At 71.9% G+C, this 20,142-nt stretch carries 19 protein-coding genes and 1 tRNA gene; 17 read left to right on the top strand and 3 right to left on the bottom strand.

Features of this window, described 5'->3' with window-relative positions; genetic code table 11:
* Positions 1–512 precede the first annotated feature (512 nt).
* Both B100_RS0126390 and B100_RS0126385 read left to right on the top strand, forming a co-directional pair.
* The gene (locus B100_RS0126390; protein ID WP_024887415.1) at positions 513–962 is read left to right on the top strand and encodes an SRPBCC family protein; all 450 of its coding nucleotides are present in this window, start codon (positions 513–515) and stop codon (positions 960–962) included.
* A gap of 39 nt (positions 963–1,001) precedes the next feature.
* Positions 1,002–1,073 (top strand) — tRNA-Val (locus B100_RS0126385).
* A gap of 142 nt (positions 1,074–1,215) precedes the next feature.
* On the opposite strand, the gene B100_RS0126380 is transcribed toward B100_RS0126385, so the two are convergent.
* On the bottom strand, positions 1,216–1,941 hold the full coding sequence (locus B100_RS0126380) for a 3'-5' exonuclease (protein WP_024887414.1): 726 nt from the start codon (positions 1,939–1,941) through the stop codon (positions 1,216–1,218).
* A 168-nt stretch (positions 1,942–2,109) separates the two neighbouring features.
* On the opposite strand from B100_RS0126380, the gene B100_RS0126375 reads away from it, so the two are divergent.
* The 4 genes from B100_RS0126375 to B100_RS0126360 all read left to right on the top strand — a co-directional run bounded on the left by B100_RS0126375 (position 2,110) and on the right by B100_RS0126360 (position 6,597).
* A complete protein-coding gene (locus B100_RS0126375; RefSeq protein ID WP_024887413.1) occupies positions 2,110–2,676 on the top strand; it encodes a DUF4365 domain-containing protein in 567 nt (188 codons plus the stop codon).
* Entirely contained in the window at positions 2,673–3,899 is a 1,227-nt protein-coding gene (locus B100_RS0126370) for a hypothetical protein (protein WP_024887412.1), read from the top strand. The genes B100_RS0126375 and B100_RS0126370 overlap by 4 nt, the downstream gene beginning before the upstream one ends.
* A 93-nt stretch (positions 3,900–3,992) precedes the next feature.
* Positions 3,993–5,969 carry a threonine--tRNA ligase gene (gene thrS, locus B100_RS0126365; protein WP_024887411.1) on the top strand — a complete coding sequence of 659 codons (1,977 nt, stop codon included), beginning with the start codon at positions 3,993–3,995 and terminating at the stop codon, positions 5,967–5,969.
* 79 nt (positions 5,970–6,048) lie between these two features.
* Entirely contained in the window at positions 6,049–6,597 is a 549-nt protein-coding gene (locus B100_RS0126360) for an HIT family protein (protein ID WP_037723532.1), read from the top strand.
* Between the two features lie 64 nt (positions 6,598–6,661).
* Here the strand turns inward: B100_RS0126360 and B100_RS0126355 are convergent, their stop codons facing one another.
* Together B100_RS0126355 and B100_RS0126350 are read right to left on the bottom strand one after the other, a co-directional pair.
* On the bottom strand, positions 6,662–8,317 hold the full coding sequence (locus B100_RS0126355) for a hypothetical protein (RefSeq protein ID WP_024887409.1): 1,656 nt from the start codon (positions 8,315–8,317) through the stop codon (positions 6,662–6,664).
* Positions 8,318–8,536: 219 nt separating this feature from the next.
* Positions 8,537–10,735 (bottom strand): elongation factor G-like protein EF-G2, encoded by a 2,199-nt coding sequence (locus B100_RS0126350; protein WP_024887408.1) that lies wholly within the window; start codon positions 10,733–10,735, stop codon positions 8,537–8,539.
* Positions 10,736–11,004: 269 nt separating this feature from the next.
* Between B100_RS0126350 and pgsA the strand changes: the two genes are divergently transcribed.
* The 11 genes from pgsA (at position 11,005) to yajC (ending at position 20,083) form a co-directional block, all read left to right on the top strand.
* Positions 11,005–11,733, top strand: coding sequence for a phosphatidylinositol phosphate synthase (pgsA, locus tag B100_RS0126345; protein ID WP_037723530.1), 729 nt, complete (start codon positions 11,005–11,007; stop codon positions 11,731–11,733).
* Positions 11,730–12,659, top strand: coding sequence for a phosphatidylinositol mannoside acyltransferase (locus tag B100_RS0126340; protein WP_024887406.1), 930 nt, complete (start codon positions 11,730–11,732; stop codon positions 12,657–12,659). The genes pgsA and B100_RS0126340 overlap by 4 nt, the downstream gene beginning before the upstream one ends.
* Complete coding sequence (locus B100_RS0126335; RefSeq protein ID WP_024887405.1) at positions 12,656–13,819, top strand: glycosyltransferase family 4 protein; 1,164 nt, start codon at positions 12,656–12,658, stop codon at positions 13,817–13,819. The genes B100_RS0126340 and B100_RS0126335 overlap by 4 nt, the downstream gene beginning before the upstream one ends.
* 167 nt (positions 13,820–13,986) lie before the next feature.
* Entirely contained in the window at positions 13,987–14,529 is a 543-nt protein-coding gene (locus B100_RS0126330; protein WP_024887404.1) for a LemA family protein, read from the top strand.
* A 136-nt stretch (positions 14,530–14,665) separates the two neighbouring features.
* A complete protein-coding gene (pdxS, locus tag B100_RS0126325) occupies positions 14,666–15,577 on the top strand; it encodes a pyridoxal 5'-phosphate synthase lyase subunit PdxS (protein ID WP_024887403.1) in 912 nt (303 codons plus the stop codon).
* Positions 15,578–15,584: 7 nt separating this feature from the next.
* A complete protein-coding gene (gene pdxT / locus B100_RS0126320) occupies positions 15,585–16,193 on the top strand; it encodes a pyridoxal 5'-phosphate synthase glutaminase subunit PdxT (protein ID WP_024887402.1) in 609 nt (202 codons plus the stop codon).
* A 48-nt stretch (positions 16,194–16,241) separates the two neighbouring features.
* The gene (locus B100_RS0126315; RefSeq protein ID WP_024887401.1) at positions 16,242–16,994 is read left to right on the top strand and encodes a YebC/PmpR family DNA-binding transcriptional regulator; all 753 of its coding nucleotides are present in this window, start codon (positions 16,242–16,244) and stop codon (positions 16,992–16,994) included.
* Positions 16,995–17,101: 107 nt separating this feature from the next.
* Entirely contained in the window at positions 17,102–17,689 is a 588-nt protein-coding gene (gene ruvC, locus B100_RS0126310; RefSeq protein WP_024887400.1) for a crossover junction endodeoxyribonuclease RuvC, read from the top strand.
* Complete coding sequence (ruvA, locus tag B100_RS0126305; RefSeq protein WP_024887399.1) at positions 17,686–18,291, top strand: Holliday junction branch migration protein RuvA; 606 nt, start codon at positions 17,686–17,688, stop codon at positions 18,289–18,291. Before ruvC ends, ruvA begins: the two co-directional genes overlap by 4 nt.
* 61 nt (positions 18,292–18,352) lie before the next feature.
* Positions 18,353–19,423: a Holliday junction branch migration DNA helicase RuvB gene (gene ruvB, locus B100_RS0126300; RefSeq protein ID WP_024887398.1), complete on the top strand. Its 1,071-nt coding sequence runs from the start codon at positions 18,353–18,355 to the stop codon at positions 19,421–19,423.
* A gap of 165 nt (positions 19,424–19,588) precedes the next feature.
* Positions 19,589–20,083 (top strand): preprotein translocase subunit YajC, encoded by a 495-nt coding sequence (yajC, locus tag B100_RS0126295; RefSeq protein WP_024887397.1) that lies wholly within the window; start codon positions 19,589–19,591, stop codon positions 20,081–20,083.
* Positions 20,084–20,142: the final 59 nt, after the last annotated feature.

The raw sequence follows: 20,142 nt of genomic DNA, 5'->3' as shown, positions 1-20,142 counted from the left end.
TGGCCGGCGCCGATGCCGCGTTGTTCGGCCGGTCGGCCACGCGGTGCCGGCCTGCCGGTTTCCGTCCCACCCTGGCTCGTCGGCGGGCAAGGCCGTCGTCAAGCCGTGCCGGGGGCGGGCGCCAATTCCTGTCCGAATCATTGACGTGTCCTGGGGGCCTCCGCGCCTGGCGCCCCGGGGACCGGACGGTGACGGTCCGTTATGCGTGGTGGGGTGCCGAGGGCCGGGCGCGGCACATCAACAAGACCATCGTCCTCTTCGAGAAGAAGCATCCGAAAAGCAAGGTCAAGACCGGCTTCCAGCCGTACACGGATTCCTGGAAGAAGTTCAACACCCGGGCCTCGGGCGGGAATCCGCCGGACATGTTCCGGAATGCCATTTCCCTACTGGGCGAATACGACGCGAAGAATGTGCCGTTCGACCCCGGTGAGCAGGCGAGGCCGACGACCTCGCACACCGGGGAACCGCATGCCGTGACGCACAAGGCGGGCGCATGCGGGCACACTCCGTACATGGACCGGAACCATTACCGCTTCCGCAGTGTGTGGACCCTGTCCGCGCCCGCCGCGACCGTGTACGGCGTACTGGAGCGGATCGAGGACTACCCCCGGTGGTGGCCGCAGGTGCGGGAGGTCGCCCGCCTCGACGACAGCACCGGCATCGTCACGATCCGCTCCGTCCTGCCGTACGACCTGACCTTCACCCTGCGGGAGGGGCGGCGGGACCGGGAGAACGGCGTGCTGGAGGCAGGGCTGTCCGGCGACATCGACGGCTGGGCCCGCTGGACCGTCACCGATCTGGGCGCGCACGGCTGCCTCACCCACTACGAGCAGGAGGTCGACGTCCGCGCTCGGCTGCTGCGCCTGCTGGCCGTGCCCGGCCGGCCCCTCTTCCGCGCCAACCACGCGCTGATGCTGCGGGCCGGGCGGCGCGGACTGGCGGCACACCTCGAAGCGGTTTGAACGAAGCCCGCCCGGCCCTGTATTGTTCAGTGCGTTCCCGGGCGATTAGCTCAGTGGGAGAGCGCTTCGTTCACACCGAAGAGGTCACTGGTTCGAACCCAGTATCGCCCACGCTCGCGAGAGCGACGTGTGTCCGCCGAAAACGCGGACCACGTCGCTCTCTTTGTGTTCTGCGCGGCTTCGCCGCGCGTTGTGGGGGCTCCGCCACCCACACCCCCGGCTCACGATGCCGTCGTGGACCGGTGATGTGAGGTCACGCCGCTGCCGGCAGCTCCGGGCGCAGGGGCCAGGCCGGGTCGACGACCTCCTCCGTGCCCGTGCGCGCGAACCACGCCTGCAGGCCCCGCGCCTGCGCCGCGTGCCACACCGCCTGCAGAGTGTGCAGCTCACCGGGGGACAGCCGCTCCAGCCGGGCCGCGAACCGGCGTCCCACCGCCCGGGTGACCTCCAGCGCCGCCACCGCGTCCGCCGCCGCGTCGTGCGCGCCTTCCAACTCCACCTCGTAGTGCGCGCACAGGTCCGTCAGCGTGCGGCGGCCCTTGCGGTAGCGGTCCAGATGCTTGTCGAGCACCCGAGGATCCAGCACCAGCAGCGGCGTCCGCTCGAACCAGCGGGCCAGCGACGACGCCCGGTGCCGGCGCAACTCCCGGTCCAGCAGCGTCAGATCGAAGGGTGCGTTCATCACCACCACCGGACGGCCCACCGCCGCCTGCTCCGCCAGCGCCTGGGCCACCTCGTACATCACCGGCGCGGGCCAGCGGCCGTTGCGCTGCAGGTGCTCGTCCGTCAGCCCGTGCACCTGCGTCGCCGCGGCGGGCACCGGCACCCCCGGGTTCACCAGCCAGCGGGTCACCCGCGGCCGGGAGCCCGGGGCGTCCTGCACGACGAGGGCGGCCGACACGATCCGGTCGGCCTCGACGTCCACACCCGTCGTCTCCGTGTCAAAGGCGGCCAGCGGCCCCTCGTACCAGCACGTCATACCCACCAACCCCTCGCTCACCACCAGCAGTTGACGCGCCGTCCACTGCTCGGTCCGGTGATACCCGGGCTGTTTGCGCCGTACGCCGGAAGGAGACAACAGGAGTACGGGTCTTTGCAGTTCAGCGACCCGCACATGGGATTCGACTGTTCTGGAAGGTCGTTGGTCATGGCCATCGCGCAGCCCGAGCGGGGCGGGCTGCTGCCGGAGCGCACACCGGCCGCTCGCGGCACCCTCGCCACCACCGCCTGCATGGAGACGTTGCAGGTCGGCTATCTGCACGCCGTCGCCGCGGCGGCCGGCTGCTCGCTGTCCCAGCCCTTCCCGGACAACGGCATCGACTGGCACGTCAGCCACAGCGCCCCCGGACACCTGGTCGACGACGAGGTCACCATCAAGGTGCAGCTCAAGGCCACGTCGCAGATCGCCCCACATCCCCGGGGCCGCTCCTTCTCCTTCACGCTGGACAACGCTCACCTGGAGAAGCTCGCCCGCACCCCGGTCTCCGTACACAAGATCCTCGTCGTGATGATCCTGCCGCGCTCCCAGGACGACTGGCTGCGTGCCCACCACGACCGGCTCGACCTGCGGCACTGCTGCTACTGGACCAACCTCGCCGGGCACCCCGTCACCGGCCGCCGGCGCACCACCGTGCGGATCCCCACCTCACGTGTCTTCGACGACCGGGCGCTGTGCGAGATCATGACGCGGGTCGGGACGGGAGGAAAACCGTGACCCACCGCCCGTCCGGGGAGCCCGCCCGGCCCGTACGCCCGCACCCCGCCGACGCCGCCCTCGACGGGCCGCCCCCCGAGGCCGCGGACACCGACCCCGCCGTGCTCACCGCCCTGCTGCGCCGGCACGGCTGGCAGCGGCGCGGCGGCGCCCCCGGACGCTACGGCCGCTGGGCCCCGCCCGGCCCGGACACCGGCACCAGCCTGCTGGTCCCGGTCGGCCGGGCCTTCCCCGACAGCGAGGACCTGCTCGCCGAGGCGCTGCTGGCCCTTTCCCGCAGCGGCACCCCCTCCGCCCGCGAGATCCTGCTCGCCCTCTCCGTGCCCAGCGACGAGATCCGCTGGTGGCGCGACATCCCGGCCGGGCCCGGCGACGCCGTCGCCTGGACGGCGGAGGAGCAACTGCGGTCCGCCGCCCGCCGCACCCTGCTCTCCGCGGCGCTCGCCACCCGCGCCCGCACCGGCTTCCACGGCGCCCGGCACCGCCGCCCGGCCGCCGCCGCGCTGGACGGCGTCCTGGTGGGCCCGGCGCAGGGCGGCCGTACCCTCACCGCCTTCGTCCCCGTCACCACCGGCCGCCCCCTCGCGGTCTGCCTGTTCCACGCCCTGCACGCCGCCCGCGAGGCCGTCGGCCACCGGCGCGCCACCGGGGCCATGGACGCCTTCGCGACGGCCGTCGGGGCGGGCGTCAACCACGAACTCACCGAGGCGCTCGTCGCCCTGGTCCGCGGCACCGAGGGCGCCCGGGTCGCCGTGTCCTGGGCCCCCGCGGCCGGCGTGCCCGAGGGCTGCGTGGCCGCCGCCGAGGCCGTGGAGTTCTCACCCGGCGACCTGCCCGCGCTCGTCGAGGCCGGCCGCCGCTACCGGCGCGCTGAGCCGTCCGTCACGGTCACGGTCACCGGAGCGGTGGTGCGCATGTACCGGTCGGAGCCCCGGGGCGAGGGGACGGTGCGGCTGCGGGTGCTCGCCGGGCCCGACGTCGGACACGTCCGCGTCACCCTGGGTGAGGAGCATTACCGGATCGCCGGGCACGCCCACCTGATGGGCCTGCCGGTGCGACTGCGCGGGCGGCTGCTCAGCCGGAGCGGATTCCGCCGCCTCACCGGGGTCCAGGAGGTCGCGCCGGTCCAGGTGGACGAGGCCGAACGGGACCGGCTGATGAAGGCGCTGCAGGAGAGCGCGGACTGCTTCGGCGATGCCTGCGGCCCGGCCTGCGACGACTGATTTCGCGTCCCGCCGTCCCGGGTCGGTACGATCGCACCCATGCGTGCGCTCCGGTATGGCGCCGCGACCACAGCCTTCAGTCAGGAGAGACCGGTGTCAGACGTCCGTGTGATCATCCAACGCGATTCCGAGCGGGAAGAACGCGTGGTGACGACGGGCACTACGGCCGCCGAGCTCTTCGCGGGCGAGCGCTCGGTCATCGCCGCGCGGGTGGCCGGCGAGCTCAAGGACCTCGCGTACGAGGTCCGGGACGGCGAGACCGTCGAGGCCGTCGAGATCTCCTCCGAGGACGGCCTGAACATCCTGCGCCACTCCACCGCGCACGTGATGGCCCAGGCGGTGCAGGAGCTGTTCCCCGAGGCCAAGCTGGGCATCGGCCCGCCGGTCCGGGACGGCTTCTACTACGACTTCGACGTGGACAAGCCCTTCCACCCCGATGACCTCAAGGCCATCGAGAAGAAGATGCAGGAGATCCAGAAGCGCGGCCAGCGCTTCTCCCGGCGTGTCGTCACCGACGACGAGGCCCGCGAGGAGCTCGCCGACGAGCCGTACAAGCTGGAGCTGATCGGTCTCAAGGGCGCCGCGTCCCACGACGACGGCGCGGACGTCGAGGTCGGCGCCGGCGAGCTGACGATCTACGACAACCTCGACGCCAAGACCGGTGAGCTGTGCTGGAAGGACCTCTGCCGCGGTCCCCACCTGCCCACCACCCGGAACATCCCGGCGTTCAAGCTGATGCGCAACGCCTCCGCGTACTGGCGCGGCAGCGAGAAGAACAAGCAGCTCCAGCGCATCTACGGCACCGCCTGGCCCTCCAAGGAGGAGCTGAAGGCCCACCTGGAGTTCCTCGCCGAGGCCGAGAAGCGCGACCACCGCAAGCTCGGCAGCGAGCTCGACCTGTTCTCCATCCCGGAGCAGATCGGCTCCGGCCTCGCCGTCTTCCACCCCAAGGGCGGCATCATCCGCCGGGTCATGGAGGACTACTCGCGGCGCCGCCACGAGGAGGAGGGGTACGAGTTCGTCTACACCCCGCACGCGACGAAGGGGAAGCTCTTCGAGACCTCGGGCCACCTGGACTGGTACGCCGACGGCATGTACCCGCCCATGCAGCTCGACGAGGGCGTGGACTACTACCTCAAGCCCATGAACTGCCCGATGCACAACCTGATCTTCGACGCGCGCGGCCGGTCCTATCGCGAACTGCCGCTGCGCCTCTTCGAGTTCGGGACCGTGTACCGGTACGAGAAGTCGGGCGTCGTGCACGGCCTGACCCGGGCCCGCGGCTTCACGCAGGACGACGCGCACATCTACTGCACCCGCGAGCAGATGTCCGAGGAGCTCGACAAGACCCTCACCTTCGTCCTGAACCTGCTGCGCGACTACGGGCTGACCGACTTCTACCTGGAGCTGTCCACCAAGGACCCGGAGAAGTTCGTCGGCTCGGACGAGGCCTGGGACGAGGCGACCGAGACGTTGCGCCAGGTCGCCGAGAAGCAGGGCCTGCCGCTGGTCCCGGACCCGGGCGGCGCCGCCTTCTACGGCCCGAAGATCTCCGTCCAGGCGAAGGACGCGATCGGCCGCACCTGGCAGATGTCGACCATCCAGCTCGACTTCAACCTGCCGGAGCGCTTCGACCTGGAGTACACGGCCGCGGACGGCACCAAGACCCGCCCGGTCATGATCCACCGCGCGCTGTTCGGCTCCATCGAGCGGTTCTTCGCGGTACTCCTCGAGCACTACGCGGGTGCCTTCCCGGCCTGGCTCGCCCCGGTCCAGGCGCTCGGCATCCCGATCGGTGACGCGCACGTCGAGTACCTGGAGAAGTTCGCTGACGCGGCCCGCAAGCAGGGTCTGCGCGTCGAGGTCGACTCCTCCTCGGACCGGATGCAGAAGAAGATCCGCAACGCCCAGAAGCAGAAGGTGCCCTTCATGGTCATCGCGGGCGACGAGGACATGGCGAGCGGCGCGGTCTCCTTCCGCTACCGCGACGGCTCGCAGGAGAACGGCATCCCCGTCGACGAGGCCATCGCCAAGATCGCCAAGGTCGTCGAGGAGCGGGCGCAGATCTGACCCGCGCACGGCGTCGAGGCCCCCGGGATCTCCCGGGGGCCTTTTCCGCGTGCCGCCGGACACGCCATATGCTGCACGCATGACGAGTGAGCCGGAGCAGCAGTTGGGAGTGGGCACGCAGGACGCGTTCCAGCGTCTGTGGACGCCCCACCGGATGGCCTACATCCAGGGCGAGAACAAGCCGAGCGGCCCCGGCGCCGGCGACGGCTGCCCCTTCTGCTCCCTCCCGGCCGGCTCCGACGAGGACGGGCTGATCCTGCGCCGCGGCGAACTGGTCTACGCGGTGCTCAACCTGTACCCGTACACGGGCGGCCACCTGATGACCGTGCCCTACCGGCACGTGGCCGACTACACCGAGCTCACGGCCGAGGAGACGGCGGAGCTCGCCGCGCTCACCCAGCAGGCGATGACGGCGCTGCGCACGGCGTCCGGCGCCCACGGCTTCAACATCGGCATGAACCAGGGCACGGTCGCGGGCGCGGGCATCGCCGCCCACCTGCACCAGCACGTCGTCCCGCGCTGGGGCGGCGACACCAACTTCATGCCGGTCATCGGGCACACCAAGGTGCTGCCGCAGCTGCTCGCGGACACCCGCAAGATGCTGGCGGAGGCCTGGTCCACGGGCTGACGGCGGCCGGCAGGCCCGGCCCGCGGGCGGGGGCCGTCACACGGCCCCCGCCCGACCGGTGCGCCTACGCGTCGTACAGGTCGGCGTTCTTCGGCGCGACGTCCTGCACCGCCGTGGAGAGGGACGAGGAGCGGGAACCGAACTTCTCCGTGTCCACGCCGTTCTCCGCCAGCACCTTGATCGCCGCCGAGTGCACCACCCGCAGCACCGGGGTGGCCGCGCGCAGCGCGTCGTCCGCCATGAACCGGTGCCGCCAGGGCTTGTCCGCCCAGGCGTGACGCAGCCCGAACGGCTCGGGCAGGCTCAGCTTGCCGCCCAGCCAGTACAGCAGCGGCGGGTACTTCGTCAGGGGCGCCCGCGCGGCCAGCCGTACCACCTCGTCCGGGTCGACCAGCGGGAGCTTCACCTTCCGGGTCTCCCAGAACTTGATCGACTTCTGGACCTCCTTCTCCTTGGCCGCCGGCTTGGTCGTGAACAGGGAGTGCACCGGCCCGAGGGCGTGCCCGGTCACCTCGATGCGGAGCGTCTCGTGCAGCACGGTCACCGTGATCAGCATGGTGATCACCAGCTGGCCGTCCCACAGGGTCCACTGCACCCCCAGGTAGTGCCGGTCGCCTGCGCCGAACTGCTGCTTGTTGCAGATCTCCTGTATCGCGTGCTGCTTGACCTGGTACGCCTCGACGTCCGTGCCCTCGGGCCGGGACACCGACGTGGCGTTCTCCCCGATGGGCGTGACGATCCAGTGGCGGATCGACGGCTTGGGGAAGCCGCCGGTGTTCAGCGGCCCGCGCTCCAGCATGCGCAGCCGGTCGTGGATCGCCTTGATCACGTCCCAGCTGCGGAACGGGTGGATCTCCCGGTCTCGGTCGGCCGGCACCAGGTCCTCGGCGAGCTGCCAGCTGCCCCAGCGGGTGCCCATGCCGAGGATGCCCTTGGGGCCGGCGTAGAACACGGAGTTGGACTGCTGCTCGGCGCTGAGCCGGGCCAGGGACTGGCGCAGCTGCTCCGCCGCGGTCTCACCGGGGCTGCTCGGCACCGCCTCGGGCACCTTGGCGCCGATGCTGCTGCCGGAGAGCAGGCTGTCCCAGCGCTCCCGCAGATCCCTGGCGGTACGCTCGCAGATCCGCTTGGCCCAGAACCAGCCCAGCACCGGGGCCACCACCGCCGCGCGGGCGTACCAGCCCCAGAAACCGTCGAACGGCATGCGGAGCAGGAACAGCGCGGCCAGGGCGCCGACGCCGACCAGCAGGGCGGTGGCGAACGCGCCGGCCCGCTTGTCGTCGCGCTTGGTCATCGTCGTACGGATCTGGAAGACCAGCAGCCACACCAGCAGGCCGGGCAGGAAGAGCAGCCCGCACAGGACCATGACGGCGCTCAGCCAGTTGTCGCGCTCGCGGCGGATGCGGTGTGCGGCCAGCGCGTGCTCGACCACCACCTGGGGCTGGGTGCCGAAGGACTGGATGAGCGGGGCGCGGCCGGAGCCCAGCATGCGGTCGATGACCGCCCGGGAGAACGCCTCGCCCAGATTGGGCCGGAACAGCTTGATCCGGGGCTTGGCGACCTCCGACTTGTGCCACTCGCTGTTGGCCTTGAGTATCTCGTCGGCCTCGTTGTCCCGGTAGGCCGCCGAGGCCAGCGCGAACGTGGGTGTCTGGCCCTCGTCGCCCGTGCGCGGTACCTGCGGACCGAAGAAATCCGCGTAACCGCTCTCAACGGTCATTCCCGCCCCCGATCGCCGCGACTGTCGTCTTGCGGCCTTCCCGACTTCCGTGCTGCGCACACCTGTTGATCAGGTGTTCAGCGTATAGGCAGCCACCGTCGTCCGCCGGGGGTCGGTCCAAGCCGTTCTCCGGTACGGAGCGGGGCGCATCGGAGTGCCGGTACGGCGCGGTACGTGCGCGGGCGCCCGCCGGTCGCACCGGCGGGCGCCCGGCGCCGGTCACGAGGCCGCGTGCGCCTCCTCCTTGACCCGCTCCGCGACCTGCGGCGGCATGGGCTCGTGCCGGGCGTAGCGGCGGCTGAAGCGGGCCGTGCCGTGCGACAGCGAACGCAGGTGGACCGCGTACCGGCCGATCTCGATCTCCGGCACCTCGGCCCGGATCAGGGTGCGCCCGCCGGGTGACTGCTCGGTGCCCAACACCCGGCCGCGGCGGCCGGACAGGTCGCTCATCACGGGCCCGACGTAGTCGTCGCCGACCAGCACGCTCACCTCGGCCACCGGCTCCAGCAGATGGATCCGCGCGTCCGCGGCGGCCTCCCGCAGGGCCAGCGCGCCCGCCGTCTGGAACGCGGCGTCGGAGGAGTCCACCGAGTGCGCCTTGCCGTCCAGCAGCGTCACCCGGACGTCGATGAGCGGATGCCCGGCGGCAACTCCCCTGAGCGCCTGGGCCCTTATGCCCTTCTCCACCGAGGGGACGAACTGCCGGGGCACGGCGCCGCCGACCACCTTGTCCACGAACTCGATGCCCGAACCGTTCGGCAGCGGTTCCACCTCGATCTCGCAGATCGCGAACTGCCCGTGCCCACCGGACTGTTTGACGTGCCGGCCGCGTCCGGACGCCTTGCCGCCGAACGTCTCCCGCAGCGACACCCGGTGCGGCACGACGTCGACCTGGACGCCGTACCGGCTGCGCAGCCGCTCCAGCGCCACGTCCGCGTGCGCCTCGCCGAGGCACCACAGCACCACCTGGTGGGTGTCCGGGTTCTGCTCCAGACGCATCGTCGGGTCCTCGGCCACCAGCCGGCTCAACCCCTGGGACAGCTTGTCCTCGTCGGCCTTGCTGTGCGCCTCGATGGCCAGCGGCAGCAGCGGGTCCGGCATCTCCCAGGGCTCCATGACCAGCGGGTCGTCCTTGGCGGACAGGGTGTCGCCGGTCTCCGCGCGGCCCAGCTTCGCCACGCACGCCAGGTCGCCCGCGATGACGTGCGACACGGGCCGCTGCTGCTTGCCGAACGGGGTGGACAGGGCGCCGACCCGCTCGTCGACGTCGTGGTCCTCGTGGCCCCGGTCGCTCAGCCCGTGACCGGACACATGCACGGTCTGGTCGGCGCGCAGCGTCCCGGAGAAGACCCGCACCAGCGAGAGCCGTCCCACGTAGGGGTCGGAGGAGGTCTTCACCACCTCCGCGGCCAGCGGGGCGTCGGGGTCGCACGGCTTCAGCTCACGCGGCCTGCCGTCCGGGGTGGTCACGCGCGGGGTGCCGTGCTCCAGCGGGGTCGGGAAGCCGCCGGTGATCAGGTCGAGCAGTTCCACGGTGCCGAGCCCCTGACGGGCGCCGGGGGCGGCGGGCGCGGCGGCCAGCACGGGGAAGAAGGCGCCCCGCGCCACCGCCCGCTGCAGATCCTCGATCAGCGTCTTGACGTCGACGTCCTCACCGCCGAGATAGCGGTCCATGAGGGTCTCGTCCTCGCTCTCGGCGATGATCCCCTCGATCAGCCGGCCGCGTGCCTCCGCGATCAGCGGCACATGGTCGCCGACCGGCTCGGACTCCACGCGCTCGCCGCTCGAGTAGTCGAACAGCTTCTGCGTCAGCAGGCCGATCAGACCGGTCACGGGCGTGTGGCCGTCGGGCCCCTCGGGGCCGCGCAGCGGCAGGTACACCGGCAGCACGGCGTCGGGGTCGTCCCCGCCGAAGGTCTCCGCGCAGATCCGGGTCATCTCCTCGAAGTCGGCGCGGGCCGCCTCCAGATGCGTGACGACGATGGCGCGGGGCATGCCGACCGCCGCGCACTCCTCCCACACCGTGCGGGTCGAGCCGTCCACGCCGTCCGCGGCGGAGACGACGAAAAGGGCCGCGTCCGCAGCCCGCAGACCGGCCCTGAGTTCCCCGACGAAGTCGGCGTAGCCGGGGGTGTCGAGCAGGTTGACCTTGATGCCGCCCCATTCCACCGGCACCAGGGAGAGCTGAACCGAACGCTGCTGCCGGTGCTCGATGTCGTCGTAGTCGGAGACGGTGCCGCCGTCCTCCACGCGGCCCGCCCGGTTCACCGCCCCCGCGGTCAGCGCGAGGGCCTCCACCAGCGTCGTCTTGCCCGATCCGGAGTGGCCGACCAGCACCACGTTCCGTACGGACGTGGGGCGGTCGGCCGCCTGTGCCCTGCCGGCGGCCCCGGGGTGTGTGTGCGCCTTGTCGCCCATGATCCTGCCTCCCGTGCACGGTGAGGTCACTGTGGGCGCGGACCCGTCGAACCCTTCCCCGGACCCGGTCCGGGGGCATCGCCTGCGGTGCGGCTACGGCGGCGCCCGCGGTCCTTCGAGCTTTCCACTCCCGTCACGGCGCGTCCATACGAAGGACCGGATCCCGCGCGCCGCCCCGGTTCACGAGGGATGCGGTCCGCCCCCGGCGCGGCGGCCGGGGAGCCGCGGGGCGGGTGCCCCGCAGCCGCGCACCCGCGTGCGTGACTACGATGGGCCCGCCGGTGGCCAGCAGGGGTCACGCGGCCACACCGACCGTCGGGAAGGCCATGCTGAACAAGTACGCGCGTGCATTTTTCACGCGTGTCCTCACACCGTTCGCCGCGTTTCTCATCCGACGGGGGGTCAGCCCCGACACGGTCACGCTTCTCGGCACCGCGGGCGTGGTGGCCGGCGCGCTGGTCTTCTACCCCCGGGGCGAGTTCTTCTGGGGCACGGTCGTCATCACGCTGTTCGTCTTCTCCGACCTGGTCGACGGCAACATGGCCCGCCAGCTCGGACGCTCCAGCCGCTGGGGCGCCTTCCTGGACTCCACCCTGGACCGGGTCGCCGACGGCGCGGTCTTCGGCGGGTTCGCCCTCTGGTACGCGGGCTCGGGCGACAACAACGCGCTGTGCGCGGTGTCGATCTTCTGCCTGGCCAGCGGCCAGGTGGTGTCGTACACCAAGGCGCGCGGCGAGTCGATCGGCCTGCCGGTCGCCGTCAACGGGCTGGTCGAGCGGGCCGAGCGGCTGGTGATCTCGCTGGTCGCGGCCGGGCTCGCGGGGCTGCACGCGTTCGGCGTGCCCGGCATCCAGTACCTGCTGCCCGTCGCCCTGTGGGCCGTCGCCGTCGGCAGCCTCGTCACGCTGGTCCAGCGGGTGGTCACCGTCCGCCGCGAGTCCGCCGAGGCGGAGGCCGCCGAGCAGCAGCAGGCGCAGGGGAGCGAGGCCGCGCAGTGAGCGCCCAGGAGCGGCTCGCCGACGCCCTGTACGGCGCCGGCTGGGGCACCGTGAAGAAGCTGCCCGAGCCCGTCGCCGTCCGCCTCGGCCGCACCATCGCCGACGTCGCCTGGAAGCAGCGCGGCAAGGGGGTGCTGCGGCTGGAGAGCAACTACGCGCGCGTCGTGCCGGACGCGGGACCGCAGCGGCTGGCGGAACTGTCCCGCGCGGGCATGCGCTCGTACCTGCGCTACTGGATGGAGTCCTTCCGGCTGCCCGCCTGGAGCCCCGCACGCATCGCGGACTCCTTCCAGCCCAAGGACCTGCACCACCTCACCGACGGCATGGAAGCCGGCAAGGGCGTGATCCTCGCGCTGCCGCACCTCGCCAACTGGGACCTCGCCGGCGCCTGGGTCACCACCAAGCTCGGCATACCGTTCACCACCGTCGCCGAGCGCCTGAAGCCGGAGACCCTCTACGACCGCTTCGTCGCCTACCGCGAGGGCCTCGGCATGGAGGTCCTGCCGCACAGCGGCGGCTCCGCCTTCGGCACCCTGGCCCGGCGGTTGCGTGACGGCGGCCTGATCTGCCTGGTCGCCGACCGCGACCTGTCCTCCTCGGGCGTCGAGGTGGACTTCTTCGGCAGTCCCGCCCGGATGCCCGCCGGCCCCGCCCTGCTGGCCCAGCAGACCGGCGCCCGGCTGCTGCCCGTGACCCTCTGGTACGACGACTCGCCGGGGATGCGGGGCCGCGTCCACGCCCCGGTCGAGGTTCCCGCGTCAGGTACGCGCGCCGAGAAGACGTCTGTCATGACACAGGCGCTGGCCGACGCCTTCGCCACGGGAATCGCCGACCACCCGGAGGACTGGCACATGCTGCAGCGCCTGTGGACCGAGGACCTCGACCCCGCGACCGCCCGCGAGAAGGACCGGAAGGGGACCGCGTGAGGATCGGCATCGTCTGCCCGTACTCCTGGGACGTGCCGGGTGGCGTCCAGTTCCACATCCGTGACCTGGCCGAGTACTTCATCCGGCTCGGGCACGAGGTGTCCGTCCTCGCCCCGGCCGACGACGACACCCCGCTCCCGCCGTACGTCGTCTCCGCCGGCCGCGCCGTGCCGGTGCCGTACAACGGCTCGGTGGCCCGGCTCAACTTCGGCTTCCTGTCGGCCGCGCGGGTGCGGCGCTGGCTGCACGACGGCGCCTTCGACGTGGTGCACATCCACGAGCCGTCCTCGCCGTCCCTGGGCCTGCTGACCTGCTGGGCGGCGCAGGGCCCGCTGGTGGCGACCTTCCACACCTCCAACCCGCGCTCCAAGGCCATGATCGCCGCGTACGCCATCCTCCAGGCCGCACTGGAGAAGATCAGCGCGCGGATCGCGGTCAGCGAGTACGCCCGCCGCACCCTCGTCGAACACCTGGGCGGCGACGCGGTGGTCATCCCCAACGGCGTCGACGTCGACTTCTTCGCCGAGGCGGAGCCCGAGCCCGAGTGGCAGGGCGACACCATCGGCTTCATCGGCCGCATCGACGAGCCCCGCAAGGGCCTGCCGGTGCTGATGCGGGCGCTGCCGAAGATCCTCGCCGCCCGCCCGGGGACACGGCTGCTGGTGGCGGGGCGCGGCGACGAGAAGGAGGCGGTCGAGTCGCTGCCGGCCGAACTGCGCCCGCGCGTGGAGTTCCTCGGCATGATCAGCGACGAGGACAAGGCTCGCCTGCTGCGCAGCGTCGACCTGTACGTGGCGCCCAACACCGGCGGCGAGAGCTTCGGCATCATCCTGGTCGAGGCGATGTCGGCGGGCGCCCCGGTGCTGGCCTCCGACCTCGACGCGTTCGCCCAGGTCCTCGACCAGGGCGCGGCCGGCGAGCTGTTCGCCAACGAGGACGCGGACGCGCTCGCCGACGCGGCGGTGCGGCTCCTGGAGGATCCCGTGCGCCGTGAGGAGCTGCGCGCGCGGGGCAGCGCCCATGTGCGCCGCTTCGACTGGTCGACGGTCGGCGCGGACATCCTCTCCGTCTACGAGACGGTCACGGCAGGCGCGGCAGCGGTGGCGACGGACGACAGGGCGACGGGCCTGAGGGCCCGCCTGGGCCTGGCGCGGGACTGAACGCCCCCAGGGGCGCGGTGCCCTCCGGGACGGCGGTGGGGTGAACGCCCCAGGGGCGCGGGGAACTGCGCGACCAGCCACCGGCGGGCTGCACCCGGTGTCGCGACCGCCCCCGGGGCGCAGCCCCACGACAGAACCCGGCGCCGCCGGTACTAGCCTTGCCGCCCGTGACCCCAACCCTGATCTGGATCCTCGTCGTCCTCGTCGCCGTAGGGCTGTACCTGAGCTGGACGGCCGGGCGGCTGGACCGGCTGCACGCCCGGATCGACGCCGCCCGCGCCGCGCTCGACGCGCAACTGCTGCGCCGCGCCTCCGTGGCGCAGGAACTGGCCACCTCCGGCGTGCTCGACCCCGCCGCGTCGATCGTGCTCTACGAGGCGGCGCACGCCGCGCGGCAGGCGGTGGAGGAGCAACGGGAGGTCGCCGAGAGCGAGCTGAGCCAGGCCCTGCGGGCGGTCTTCGCCGACGCCCAGCAGGTGGACGCGGTCCGGGAGGCGCCCGGGGGAGAGGAGGCCGCGCTGGAACTAGCCGAGGCCGTCCGCAGGGTGCCGATGGCCCGCCGCTTCCACAACGACGCCGTACGGGCCGCCCGCGCGCTGCGCCTGCACCGCAAGGTGCGCTGGTTCCGGCTGGCCGGCCACGCGCCGTTCCCGATGGCCTTCGAGATGGACGACGAACCGCCGACGGCCCTGGTGGAGCGGGCCGCCTGACGGCAAGATCCCGCCACTTCACCGACGGGCGGCGACCGAAAACGAGCCACCGGCTCTCCATTGGCCCTTGCTGTGGCCTGCTCCGTTCACGTTTCCTCAGTGCTGCAGAATCCCCCTCACCTCAGCGAGGTCATCCGTGTCCAGCACGCTCACCGAAAACCAGGGTCCCGAGACCGGCACCGCGCGCGTCAAGCGCGGCATGGCCGAGCAGCTCAAGGGCGGCGTGATCATGGACGTCGTCACGCCGGAGCAGGCGAAGATCGCCGAGGACGCCGGCGCGGTCGCCGTCATGGCTCTGGAGCGCGTCCCGGCCGACATCCGCAAGGACGGCGGTGTGGCCCGCATGTCCGACCCGGACATGATCGAGGGCATCATCGACGCCGTCTCCATCCCGGTGATGGCCAAGTCCCGCATCGGCCACTTCGTCGAGGCCCAGGTGCTGCAGTCGCTCGGCGTCGACTACATCGACGAGTCCGAGGTCCTCACCCCGGCCGACGAGGTCAACCACTCCGACAAGTGGGCCTTCACCACCCCCTTCGTGTGCGGTGCCACCAACCTCGGCGAGGCCCTGCGCCGCATCGCCGAGGGCGCCGCGATGATCCGCTCCAAGGGCGAGGCCGGCACCGGCAACGTCGTCGAGGCGGTCCGTCACCTGCGCCAGATCAAGAACGAGATCGCCCGCCTGCGCGGTTACGACAATCACGAGCTGTACACCGCCGCCAAGGAACTGCGCGCCCCGTACGAGCTGGTCAAGGAGGTCACCGAGCTGGGCAAGCTGCCCGTCGTGCTGTTCTCCGCCGGCGGTGTGGCCACCCCGGCCGACGCCGCGCTGATGCGCCAGCTCGGCGCCGAGGGCGTCTTCGTCGGCTCCGGCATCTTCAAGTCCGGCGACCCCGCCAAGCGCGCCGCGGCCATCGTCAAGGCGACCACCTTCTACGACGACCCGAAGATCATCGCGGACGCGTCCCGCAACCTCGGCGAGGCCATGGTCGGCATCAACTGCGACACCCTCCCCGAGACCGAGCGCTACGCCAACCGCGGCTGGTGACGTACGGATGACCGACGCGCCTGTCATCGGCGTCCTGGCCCTCCAGGGCGACGTACGGGAGCACCTGGTGGCCCTGGCCGCGGCCGACGCCGCGGCCGGGCCGGTCAGGCGCCCCGAGGAACTCGCCGAGGTGGACGGCCTCGTCATCCCCGGCGGGGAGTCGACCACGATCTCCAAACTGGCCGTGCTGTTCGGCCTGATGGAGCCCCTGCGCGCACGTGTGCGTGACGGCATGCCGGTCTACGGCACCTGCGCCGGCATGATCATGCTCGCCGACAAGATCCTCGACCCGCGCTCCGGGCAGGAGACCGTCGGCGGCATCGACATGATCGTGCGCCGCAACGCCTTCGGCCGGCAGAACGAGTCCTTCGAGGCCGCCGTCGACGTGAAGGGCGTTCCCGGGGAACCCGTGGAGGGCGTCTTCATCCGCGCCCCCTGGGTGGAGTCCGTCGGCGCCGCAGCCGAGGTCCTCGCCGAGCACGACGGCCATGTCGTCGCGGTCCGCCAGGGCAACGCGCTGGCCACTTCGTTCCACCCGGAGCTGACCGGAGACCACCGGGTGCACCGGCTGTTCACCGACATGGTGCGGGCGTACCGGCGCGGCGACTCCTTGTAGGATTCCTGCGTTCGTTGCAGAGATGGGTTACGCGAAGGAGACAGGCAGATGTCCGGCCACTCTAAATGGGCCACGACGAAGCACAAGAAGGCCGTGATCGACGCCAAGCGCGGCAAGCTCTTCGCGAAGCTCATCAAGAACATCGAGGTCGCGGCCCGGATGGGCGGAGCCGACCCCGAAGGCAACCCGACGCTCTACGACGCCATCCAGAAGGCGAAGAAGCAGTCGGTCCCCAACAAGAACATCGACTCCGCGGTCAAGCGCGGTGCCGGCCTGGAGGCCGGTGGCGCCGAGTACGAGACGATCATGTACGAGGGCTACGGCCCCAACGGTGTCGCGGTGCTCATCGAGTGCCTCACCGACAACCGCAACCGCGCCGCCTCGGACGTGCGCGTCGCGATGACCCGTAACGGCGGCTCCATGGCCGACCCGGGTTCCGTGTCGTACCTGTTCAACCGCAAGGGCGTGGTGATCGTCCCCAAGGGTGAGCTGTCCGAGGACGACGTCCTCGCCGCCGTCCTCGACGCGGGCGCCGAGGAGGTCAACGACCTCGGTGAGTCCTTCGAGGTGCTCAGCGAGGCCACCGACCTGGTCGCCGTGCGCACCGCGCTGCAGGACGCCGGCATCGACTACGAGTCGGCCGACGCCAACTTCGTCCCGACCATGCAGATCGAGCTGGACGAGGAGGGCGCCAAGAAGATCTTCAAGCTCATCGACGCCCTGGAGGACAGCGACGACGTGCAGAACGTCTTCGCCAACTTCGACGTCAGCGACGAGATCATGGAGAAGGTCGACGCGTGACGCGTCCACAGCCGGCGGGCCGACTGGGACACACCCCGTCGGCCCGCCGCGTTGTCGGTGGCACCCGATAGCCTGCACAAACAGGTGATCGAGCAAGGGGGCGACGCGTGCGCGTGCTGGGGGTGGACCCGGGGCTGACCCGGTGCGGTGTCGGTGTCGTCGAAGGGGCCGCGGGACGCCCGCTGACCATGCTCGGCGTGGGAGTCGTCCGCACCCCCGCCGACGCCGACCTCGGACACCGCCTGGTCGCCGTCGAGCAGGGGCTGGAGCAGTGGCTGGACGAGCACGAGCCCGAGTTCGTCGCCGTGGAGCGCGTCTTCAGCCAGCACAACGTGCGCACGGTGATGGGCACCGCCCAGGCCAGCGCCGTGGCGATCCTCTGCGCCTCCCGGCGCGGTATCCCCGTCGCGCTGCACACCCCCAGCGAGGTCAAGGCCGCCGTCACCGGCTCGGGCCGGGCAGACAAGGCACAGGTCGGCGCCATGGTGACCCGCCTGCTGCGGCTCGACGCACCGCCGAAGCCCGCCGACGCCGCCGACGCCCTGGCCCTCGCCATCTGCCACATCTGGCGCGCCCCCGCCCAGAACCGGCTCCAGCAGGCCGCCGCCGCGCACGCGGCGCGCGCCCCCCGGACACCGCCGAAGACCCCGCGGGCCCCCGCGGCCCCCCACGCATCGAAAGGCCGTACGGCATGATCGCCTTCGTCAGCGGCACGGTCGCCGCCCTCGCCCCCGACACCGCGGTGGTCGAGGTCGGCGGTGTCGGCATGGCCGTCCGGTGCACGCCGGACACGCTGTCCACGCTCCGCGTCGGACAGCCCGCGAAGCTCGCCACCTCCCTCGTCGTCCGCGAGGACTCCCTGACCCTGTACGGCTTCGCCGACGACGACGGACGCCAGGTCTTCGAGCTGCTCCAGACCGCCACCGGCGTCGGCCCCCGGCTGGCCCAGGCGATGCTCGCCGTGCACAGCCCCGACGCCCTGCGCAGAGCGGTGGCCACCGGGGACGAGAAGGCGCTGACCGCCGTCCCCGGCATCGGCAAGAAGGGCGCCCAGAAGCTGCTCCTCGAACTGAAGGACCGGCTCGGGGAGCCCATCGGCGCGCCCGCGGTCGGCGCGCCCGTCACCGCCGGCTGGCGCGACCAGCTGCACGCCGCCCTGATCGGCCTCGGGTACGCGACCCGTGAGGCCGACGAGGCCGTGGCCGCGGTCACCCCCCAGGCGGAGGCCGCCGAGGGCGCCGTACCGGTGGGGCAGCTGCTGAAGGCGGCCCTGCAGACGCTGAACCGCGCCCGATAGCCCGCGCCGGCCGCCCGACGGCCCGCACCCGAGTCCGTACGGAGAGCTGAGGCACACGCACATGAACTGGGACGACACGAACGACACCGCCGCCTCCGAGCGGCTGGTGGAATCGGTCGCCGACCGCGAGGACCAGGCCGTGGAGGCCGCGCTGCGCCCCAAGGACCTGGGCGAGTTCATCGGCCAGGAGAAGGTCCGCGAGCAGCTCGACCTCGTCCTGCGCGCCGCCCGCGCCCGCGGCGCCACCGCCGACCACGTGCTGCTCTCGGGTGCCCCCGGCCTCGGCAAGACCACCCTCTCCATGATCATCGCGGCCGAGATGGAAGCCCCCATCCGCATCACCTCGGGCCCCGCCATCCAGCACGCGGGCGACCTCGCCGCGATCCTGTCCTCCCTCCAGGAGGGCGAGGTCCTCTTCCTCGACGAGATCCACCGCATGTCGCGGCCCGCCGAGGAGATGCTCTACATGGCGATGGAGGACTTCCGCGTCGACGTGATCGTCGGCAAGGGCCCCGGCGCCACCGCCATCCCGCTGGAGCTGCCGCCCTTCACCCTGGTCGGCGCCACCACCCGGGCCGGCCTGCTGCCGCCCCCGCTGCGCGACCGCTTCGGCTTCACCGCGCACATGGAGTTCTACGAACCGGCCGAGCTGGAGCGGGTCGTCCACCGCTCGGCGAGCCTGCTCGACGTGGAGATCGACACCGAGGGCGCCGCGGAGATCGCCGGCCGCTCCCGCGGCACCCCCCGCATCGCCAACCGTCTGCTGCGCCGCGTCCGTGACTACGCGCAGGTCAAGGGCGACGGCCGGATCACGAAGGACGTCGCCGCCGCGGCCCTCGCGGTGTACGAGGTCGACGCCCGGGGCCTGGACCGGCTGGACCGGGCGGTGCTGGAAGCCCTGCTCAAACTGTTCGGCGGCGGCCCGGTCGGCCTGTCCACGCTCGCCGTCGCGGTCGGGGAGGAGCGTGAGACCGTGGAGGAGGTGGCCGAACCCTTCCTGGTCCGGGAGGGACTGCTCGCCCGCACACCGCGCGGACGGGTGGCCACCCCGGCGGCATGGTCCCATCTCGGCCTCACGCCGCCCCGGTCCCAGGGCGCCGGAAAGGGACAAGGGGACCTGTTCGGGGCGTGACGGCGAGCACGTTGGCCCGGGCAGGAACCCGGGTGCCATGCTGAGCGTTGTTCCGGTGGTGCGGACTCGCTTAGACTCCGCCGATGCCGCCCTTGTCGGTGGCAGTACATACCCCCAACCATCAGGCCGTTCACCATCGCGGTCGTGTGAAGGAAGTTCCGACCCGTGAGTCTCCTGACCCTCCTCCCGTTCATTGTGCTCATCGGGGCCATGTTCCTGATGACCCGGTCGGCCAAGAAGAAGCAGCAGCAGGCCTCCGAGATGCGGAACCAGATGCAGCCCGGTTCCGGCGTCCGCACGATCGGGGGCATGTACGCCACGGTCAAGGAGGTCAGCGAGGACACCGTCCTCCTCGACGCCGGTCCGGGTGTGGAGCTGCTGTTCGCCAAGAACTCGATCGGCGCCGTCCTCACCGACGAGGAGTACAACCGCATCGTGCACGGCATCGAGCACGACCTGCAGTCCGACGCCGACGTCGTCCCGGACGACGCCTCCTCCCTCACCGAGACCGACGACTCCTCCGACGCTGCCGCCGTCTCCGACGACACGCCTGTCGACCTCGGCAAGAAGGACGCGGCCGACGAGCCGGCGGACGAGCCCGCCGACGCCACGGCGGACGCGCGGTCGAAGAAGTCCGACGGCGAGACCGACGCGAAGTAGCCGTGTTCACGGGGCGCGCGGCTGATGCCCGCGCGCCCCGGGACATGCCCGGCTCGCAC

Source organism: Streptomyces sp. CNH189 (genome assembly GCF_000527195.1).
Note: the sequence above shows the minus strand (reverse complement) of the source record. Positions and strands in the feature narration are given on the sequence as shown.

What these genes read in the sequence shown, in the direction of transcription:
- B100_RS0126390 (WP_024887415.1), top strand. Translation starts at nt 513, where the DNA reads ATGGACCGGAACCATTACCGCTTCCGCAGTGTGTGGACCCTGTCCGCG.
- B100_RS0126380 (WP_024887414.1), bottom strand. Translation starts at nt 1,941, where the DNA reads ATGACGTGCTGGTACGAGGGGCCGCTGGCCGCCTTTGACACGGAGACG.
- B100_RS0126375 (WP_024887413.1), top strand. Translation starts at nt 2,110, where the DNA reads ATGGCCATCGCGCAGCCCGAGCGGGGCGGGCTGCTGCCGGAGCGCACA.
- B100_RS0126360 (WP_037723532.1), top strand. Translation starts at nt 6,049, where the DNA reads ATGACGAGTGAGCCGGAGCAGCAGTTGGGAGTGGGCACGCAGGACGCG.
- B100_RS0126355 (WP_024887409.1), bottom strand. Translation starts at nt 8,317, where the DNA reads ATGACCGTTGAGAGCGGTTACGCGGATTTCTTCGGTCCGCAGGTACCG.
- B100_RS0126350 (WP_024887408.1), bottom strand. Translation starts at nt 10,735, where the DNA reads ATGGGCGACAAGGCGCACACACACCCCGGGGCCGCCGGCAGGGCACAG.
- pgsA (WP_037723530.1), top strand. Translation starts at nt 11,005, where the DNA reads ATGGGCCCGCCGGTGGCCAGCAGGGGTCACGCGGCCACACCGACCGTC.
- pdxT (WP_024887402.1), top strand. Translation starts at nt 15,585, where the DNA reads ATGACCGACGCGCCTGTCATCGGCGTCCTGGCCCTCCAGGGCGACGTA.
- B100_RS0126315 (WP_024887401.1), top strand. Translation starts at nt 16,242, where the DNA reads ATGTCCGGCCACTCTAAATGGGCCACGACGAAGCACAAGAAGGCCGTG.
- ruvA (WP_024887399.1), top strand. Translation starts at nt 17,686, where the DNA reads ATGATCGCCTTCGTCAGCGGCACGGTCGCCGCCCTCGCCCCCGACACC.
- ruvB (WP_024887398.1), top strand. Translation starts at nt 18,353, where the DNA reads ATGAACTGGGACGACACGAACGACACCGCCGCCTCCGAGCGGCTGGTG.